Genomic DNA, 7,322 nt, shown 5'->3' on the forward strand with positions numbered 1-7,322 from the left:
AGAGTCTCCGCAAGGTCTCGCTCAGCCGAGCGAGGCGAGCTCTTCCTGCGCCGTGACGATCTGCTCCTCCGTCAGCGGGACGAACAGGGCGAGGTCGGCGATCTCGGCCGAGCTGGCGACGTAGAAGTCGACGAACTCCTTCACCTGCGGCTTGTCGGTGTACGCCGCGTTCTTGACGTAGATGAACAGCGGGCGCCCGAGAGGCGTGTACGTGCCGTCCTGCACCGTCTCGGTGCTCGGGTAGACGCCGTCGATGGAGGCGGCGATGATCGTCCCCTCGTTCTCCTCGACGTAGCTGAGGCCGAGGAAGCCGATCGCGCCGCGGTCGCCCGCCACACCCTGGATGGTGATGTTGTCATCCTCCGACGGGCTGTAGTCGGTACGGATCGCGCCGGTTTCTCCGTTGACCTCCTCGGTGAAGTAGTCGAACGTCCCCGAGTCGGTGCCGGCTCCGAACAGCACCAGCGGGACGTCCGGGAAGCTGGGGTCGACGTCGGACCAGCTGTTCACGACACCCTCGGACTCGGGAGCCCAGATCTTGGCCACCTGCTCCAGCGTGAGGTCGGTCGCCCAGTCGTTCTCGGGGTTCAGGATGACCGAGAGGCCGTCGTTCGCCGCCACGATCTCGGTGTACTCCACACCGTTCGCCTCGCACTCGGCGGCTTCCTCGTCCTTGATGGGGCGCGAGGCGTTCGAGATGTCGGTCTCGTCCGCGCAGAAGGCCTTGAAGCCGCCGCCCGTGCCCGAGGTGGCGACCGAGACGTTGACCGACGGGTCCTCTTCGCGGAAGAGATCCGCGGCCGCTTCGGTCAGAGGCGCGACCGTGGACGATCCATCGGTCGTGACCGAGCCACCCGCCCCTCCCGCGGCGGACTCTCCCTGAGCGGGGCTGGAGGCAGCCTGACCGCCGCATGCGCTCAGAGCCAGAGCGGCGGCGGCGAGCGTCGCCACGGCGGCGAACTTTGCTGTGTTCTTCTTCACGAGTGCGCTTCCCTTCGTGCCCGGTGCGGGCGCCAGGACGAGTCGACGCACGACCCATCCAGATAGATGAGCTTCTATCCGTTTGGTATAGAAGCTGATCTATCTGAACGCGCGGTGAACGAGAGCAACCATTTCCACACCCCAACCCGATCGCCCCTGCACGGATACCGAAGGGCGCCTAATGCATCGACGAGCGTCAATGTATTGATAGGGTCCATATCGATACTTGTCTATCGATAGAGGAGCGACGTGACCGCGACACCCACCCCTGCCCGCCTGGAAGCCCTCGACCGGCTTCTGCCGCTCTGGATCCTGCTCGCGATGGGCGCCGGTCTGACCCTTGCGGTCTTCGCCCCGGGTTTCGGGGAATTCCTTCACGCGGCATCGATCGGAACGATCAGCATCCCGATCGCGGTCGGACTCCTCGTGATGATGTACCCGGTTCTGGCCAAGGTGCGGTACTCGGATGCCGCGATCGTCGCGAGGGACAAGCGCCTGCTGGCATCCTCCCTCGTCCTGAACTGGCTCGTCGGCCCCGCCCTGATGTTCGCGCTCGCCTGGGTCCTTCTGCCCGACCTCCCCGAGTACCGCACCGGGCTCATCATCGTCGGCCTCGCGCGCTGCATCGCCATGGTTCTCATCTGGAACGACCTCGCGTGCGGCGATCGCGAGGCGGCCGCCTTCCTCGTCGCGATCAACTCCGTCTTCCAGGTGATCGCGTTCGCCGCGCTCGGATGGTTCTACCTGCAGATCCTCCCCGCTTGGCTGGGACTGCCGACCACCAGCGCCGAGTTCTCCCTGTGGGCGATCACCCTGAGCGTGCTGGTGTTCCTCGGGATTCCTCTCGTCGCCGGCTACCTCTCGCGGCTGATCGGCGAGCGTCGCCGCGGCCGCGCCTGGTACGAGACGACCTTCCTCCCCCGCGTCGGCCCGCTCGCCCTCGGCGGCCTGCTGTTCACGATCGTCATGCTCTTCGCGCTCCAGGGCGAGCAGGTCATCGAGCGCCCGCTCGACGTCGCCCGCATCGCGCTGCCCCTGCTGGCCTACTTCCTCGCGATGTTCCTCATCGGCTTCGGCACCGGAAAGATCATCGGACTGACCTACGAGCGGACCACGACGCTCGCCTTCACTGCGGCCGGCAACAACTTCGAGCTCGCCATCGCGGTGGCCATCGGCACGTTCGGAGCCACCAGCGGACAAGCCCTCGCGGGCATCGTCGGCCCCCTCATCGAGGTGCCCGTGCTCATCGGGCTCGTCTACGTCGCGCTGTGGCTGCGACGTCGGCTCTTTCCCGTCACAGCCCCGGAGCCGGACGTCCGACGCGAGCGCGAAGTGGCGCGCTGACGAATGCGCGCGAGCTCGGCGGACGCCGAGCGCGCGCCCAGCGCCACCTGTGAATCACGAAAAGATAACGGCATCCCCTTCCGCTCCGTTACCTCACCGTTATAGAGTCATCGCACGGTAGCTGTTTTGCTGTGGCAGCTGCCGACATGTGATTGCAGGACACTCTGGTGCAGGGATAAGGGCCGGTCGACACTCCTCGACCGGCCCTTCGTCTTTTGCGGCCAGGACCCCGAATGCCCGCCGATGACGGCAGGATGGGCTCGTGAAAGACGCCGAGCTGACCGATCCCGACGGGCGCCTCGTGCTCGTGCGCCACGGCGAGACCGAATGGAGCCGAACCGGTCGCCACACGGGCCTGACCGACATCCCCCTGACCGAGACGGGCGCCTACAAGGCCGAGCTCGCCGGCACCCTCCTGGCGACCCGGCGGTGGGACCTCGTCCTCACGAGCCCGCTGCGGAGGGCGGTCGAGACCGCCGATCGCGCGGGCTACCCCGACGCCCGACCCGATGCGCGCCTGGTGGAGTGGGACTACGGCGCGTACGAGGGCCTCACGACGCCCGAGATCGTCGAACGACTCGGGCGGCCATGGACGATCTGGCAGGCGGGAGCCCCCGCGGGCGCCACCCCGGGCGAGAGCGTCGAACAGGTCACCGCGCGCGCCCAGTCCCTGCTCGACGAGCTGAGCCCCCGCGTGCGAGCCGGGGAGCAGGTGCTGGTCTTCTCGCACGCGCACTTCCTGCGTGCCCTCGCGGGCGTCTGGCTCGGCCTGACCGCCGCGGGCGGCCGCTACTTCGTGCTGGGGACGTCGGCGGTCAGCGAGCTCGGATTCGAGCATGGATCCGAGGTCATCACGCAGTGGAACCACGTCCGCGGTCGCTGAGACACCGGCTGCCAGGCGCCCCGTTCGTCACGAAAAGATCACGGAACCCCTTCCGTTCCGTTACCTCACCGTTATAGAGTCATCGCGCGGTAACCGTTTTGCTGTGGCGGCTACCGACATGTGATTGCAGGACACTCTGGTGCAGAGGGCCGGTCGGATGCCGCTTCGACCGGCCCTTGCCCCGTTAACGGAGCGAGGCGCCGATGCTCTCGCACCGGCGCCCCCGCCTCAGCTGCGCCGCGATCGACGCCGGATCACGATCCCGACGGCGACGAGCAGCAGGGCTCCCAGCGCCCAGGGAGCGAGCGTTCCGGCATTCGCCCCGGTCACCGCGAGCGCTCCCCCGCCGGTGTCATCGGACCCCGCGTCGCCGGCGGCCGGGGAACCCGCGCCGCTCGAGCCCGAGCCCGATCCGCTGCCCTGTCCCCCACCAATGTCACCGGGCTCCTCCTGCCCGTCGCCCGGCTGTTCCTCGCCCGGCTCCTCGGGCTCGACCGGCGCGGCGCGCACCGTGAACAGCGCCACCCGCGAGTAGTCCACGGCGCCGTACGGGTCGCTCGAGCGGACATACCAGCCGTACTCGCCCTCCTCGGTCAGCGGCCAGGATGCCGACAGGATCGTGCCGCTGGCGACATCCGCGAACGCGGCGATCTCGGTGCCACCGAGCACCTCGGCCGAGAACGCGTCGGTGCCGAGCGTACGCTCGATCGGTTGGATGCCGAGCTGGTCGTAGGTCAGCTCGAACTCCTGCTGCGAGTAGGGGTCGTCCGCGGGGCCGAGCAGGCTCGGCTCGTCGGAGTTGTACCGGTCGAGGGACGGCGAGTAGGTCCGCACCATCATGCGCTCGCCCTCGTTGTCGAAGTGCAGCAGGCGCAGGTAGCCGAGGCCGCCCTCGGGGAGACCCTGGTAGTCGAACAGCATCGAGTACACGGTCCGGTCGTCGACGCCGTCACCGTCGTCGTCGAACGCATCCGTGCGCAGGAACGCGTCGTGGTAGTGGCCCGACATGACCATGCGCACGTTCGGGTTCGGAGCGACGACCTCGTCCAGCACGCGCTGCGGGATGGCACCCAGTCCACCGGTGGTGAGGATGAACTCGTGCTGGGCGACGATCGCCACGCGATCGGGGTAGCGCTTCAGGACGTCGTTCATCCACGCGATCGACGCGTCATCGGGCAGCCACCCGGTGTACAGCATGAGGAAGTCGATGCCACCGGCCGAGACGAGGTCGTAGTGACCGCGGTTGTTCTCGTAGCTTCCGCCGTACCAGGGGTTCTGCGCGAAGCGGTCCTCGCCGAAGTAGGTGCCGTAGTTGGTGTAGTCGCCCACGTCGTGACCCACGTCGTGGTTCCCCGCCAGCACGCCGTAGGGAAGCCCCGCCTCGTCCAGACGGTCGTACTGCACGTCGGCCCGCTCCCACTGCGGGATCACGTCGTAGTCGTCCACGATGTCGCCCGTGTGGATGACGTACTGCAGGTTCAGCTCGTCACGCCGGTCGAGGAAGTACGAGTGGATCGCCTCCTGGTGCTTGTAGGGCTCCCCGGCCATCTCGTTCTCGTTGTAGTACTGCGTGTCCGACTCCCACCCGAACGTGAAGTCGTACTCCGAGCGCGGAACGTCGTCGACGTTGTGCGGTGCGACCGCCGTATCACGCGAGCTGCGATCGGGAGCCGCGAAGCCCTCCGAGTGCTGCACGAGCATGCGCACGGCACCGTCGACCGCGTACTCGTCGACGCCGACGACACCGTCGAGGTCGAACGCCTCGTCGTCCGCGGCCGCGACGTGCCGGTCCACTTCGTCCCAGCCCGAACCGTCGGGACGCTGCACCGACAGGATCACCGAGGCACCCGCGTTCGCGCGCCCGGACCACGTCGAGCGCACATCGGCGCCGGCGTCGGCGGCATCCACCGCCACCTCGAACAGCTGATACGGGAACGCCTCCGAGCTGGTGACGTCGTCGGACAGTCCGTCCACGGCGGCGAGCGTCTCGACCTGCGCACGCGAGAGCGTCTGCGGCTGCGTGCGGTCGAGGGATGCCGCATCGGAGACCGTGCCCGACTGCACGGTCACGTCGCCGTCCGCGAGGTCGAGGCGGCGCCCCTCGAGGAAGGCGACGTCGAGGGTGTCGCCCTGGGGGTCCTCGACCTTGGCCTGCAGCGTCACGTCACCCGCCGTGACCTCCGCACCCTCGGCGGGGGCCAGGAGCCCGGCGGCCGGCTGCTCCGCGTAGGTCTCGAACGTGGCCGTCCAGGTCGTGGCGTTGCCGACGGTGTCGGTCGCGGCGATCTCGAGCGAGTGATCGCCCGGGGCGAGCGCGACCGACGAGGTCTGATACGGCAGCGCGATCTCGGCACCGTCGAGCCGGGCGACGACCTCCGCCACACCGGACCCGTCGTCGACGACCTCGGCGTCGATGTCGATCGTGCCGCGGTAGGCGGTGCCGTCCTGGATGCGCGAGGTCACCGTCGGCGCGGTGTTGTCCACCCGGACCGTGCGCGTGACGACCTCTTCACCGTCGGTCGCGGCGATCTCGGCCGGACCGTCGGTCCGCGCCGTGGTGTCCCACGCGTGCGCGACGGCCGAGTACGCGTCCTCGGGAACGGTGAACCGCGCGTCGTAGAAGTCGAGCTTCCCGGCACTGTCGCCCATGCGGAGAACGGCCGTGGGGTCGTCGTACCCCGCGGGGGTGAGGGTGCGGCCGTCGGGGAGGATCAGGCGCATGCCGCGGATCTCGAAGTCGTCGTTGTTCTCGTCCGGGTCGATCTCGGGCGCCTTCTTCGTGCCCGCCCACACGCTGGCCGTGACGTCTCCGCCGCGCTCGAGGTACTCCAGCGGGATCGGCGTCGCGATGGTCTCCCAGCCCACGGTGCCCTTGTCGAAGATGGCGAGGACGTCGTCGCCGATGCGCACGCCGTTCTTGAAGTAGTAGTTGACGTTGGTGGTCTCGAAGACGAACACCGGCCGCGCCTCGAGGCTCGGCGTCGTCTCGACGGTCTTCCCGTCGACCGACAGAGACAGCGGGCTCGGGTAGGCGTCTCCGGATGCCACGAGTTCGGTCTCGCCGCGGACGAACTGGCCGTCCGTCACGTTGAGGCGTACCGGGTCGTCGGACGTGCCGGCGACGTTGACGCGTCGCTCCGGGGTCGTGGTCGTGTTGACGCCGTCGGTCGCGGTGACGGTGTACGCGTACCAGCGCTTGCCCGTGAGGTCGACCGCCTTCACCGTGTGCCGGAAGGCGCCGTCGCCGGCGTCGCTCAGGTTGACGCGCAGAGTCTCGGCATCCACATCGTTGCGAAGCTCGAGAGTGGCGGTGCGCACCTGCACGTCGTCGGCGAGCGCGAGGTCGATGACGAAGTCCTGCCCGGGAACGATCTCCGCCGGGGTGCGGTCGGTGACCGTCGGGGCCGCGGTGTCCACGGGGGTCCGGACGGGCTCCTCGGCGACCTGGTCGCTCTGCGTCGCACCGGGGGTCGCGGGAGCAAGGTCGACGATCCGCTGGCGACCGGCATCCTCGGTCGCGGTGTACCGGATGCCGCGATCGGCCTGCGTGTCGTCGCGGCCGTCGAGGTTGTAGAAGGCGGTGCTCACGGCGTACCCGGTGTTGGTGGACACCTGCAGTCCGCGCGGGCTGCCGTTGGCCATACCGGCGGAGGAGATCTCCACGAGCGACACACCGGCGACGAGATCGGTGCCGAACTGGCGGTTGAAGTCGGCGGCGGTCAGGGCGTCGTTCGCGCCGTTCTTGATCCAGAACACCAGGGCGCTGCGCGCGGGGATGACCACGTCGGACGGGACGGCCGGCCAGCGGCTGACCGTGCCCTCGACGGGGTAGAGGTAGTCGATGGCGTAGTCGGAGAAGTCGATCGGCGCATCGGTGGCGTTGAAGACCTCGATGAACTCGTAGCCGTCCGAGCCGCCGACGTTGGTCGAGTCGGGCAGCACCTCGGTGATCTGCAGCGGCGCGCCCGCGAGGAGCGGCTCACCCGGGGCGGTCGCCGTCGGGGACGGTGCCGGAGTGGTCGGGACCGGGGTGGACGTCGGCGTGGGGGTGGCGGTCGGCGTCGGGGTGGACGTCGGCGTGGGGGTGACGGTCGGCGTCGACGTGGGGGTGGAC

At 68.9% G+C, this 7,322-nt stretch carries 4 protein-coding genes; 2 read left to right on the forward strand and 2 right to left on the reverse strand.

Annotated elements, in window-relative coordinates; translation table 11 throughout:
• Positions 1–21: 21 nt before the first annotated feature.
• Positions 22–1,032 carry a PstS family phosphate ABC transporter substrate-binding protein gene (locus MHY30_RS12755; RefSeq protein ID WP_239277272.1) on the reverse strand — a complete coding sequence of 337 codons (1,011 nt, stop codon included), beginning with the start codon at positions 1,030–1,032 and terminating at the stop codon, positions 22–24.
• A 198-nt stretch (positions 1,033–1,230) separates the two neighbouring features.
• Here MHY30_RS12755 and arsB point away from each other — a divergent pair, with 198 nt between their 5' ends.
• Together arsB and MHY30_RS12765 are read left to right on the forward strand one after the other, a co-directional pair.
• Positions 1,231–2,325 (forward strand): ACR3 family arsenite efflux transporter, encoded by a 1,095-nt coding sequence (arsB, locus tag MHY30_RS12760; protein ID WP_308192662.1) that lies wholly within the window; start codon positions 1,231–1,233, stop codon positions 2,323–2,325.
• A gap of 262 nt (positions 2,326–2,587) precedes the next feature.
• The gene (locus MHY30_RS12765) at positions 2,588–3,208 is read left to right on the forward strand and encodes a histidine phosphatase family protein (RefSeq protein WP_239277273.1); all 621 of its coding nucleotides are present in this window, start codon (positions 2,588–2,590) and stop codon (positions 3,206–3,208) included.
• Between the two features lie 228 nt (positions 3,209–3,436).
• Here the strand turns inward: MHY30_RS12765 and MHY30_RS12770 are convergent, their stop codons facing one another.
• Positions 3,437–7,150 (reverse strand): metallophosphoesterase, encoded by a 3,714-nt coding sequence (locus tag MHY30_RS12770; RefSeq protein ID WP_239277274.1) that lies wholly within the window; start codon positions 7,148–7,150, stop codon positions 3,437–3,439.
• Positions 7,151–7,322 lie beyond the last annotated feature (172 nt).

Source organism: Microbacterium sp. ACRRU, from assembly GCF_022346945.1.
Lineage (GTDB): Bacteria > Actinomycetota > Actinomycetes > Actinomycetales > Microbacteriaceae > Microbacterium > Microbacterium mcarthurae.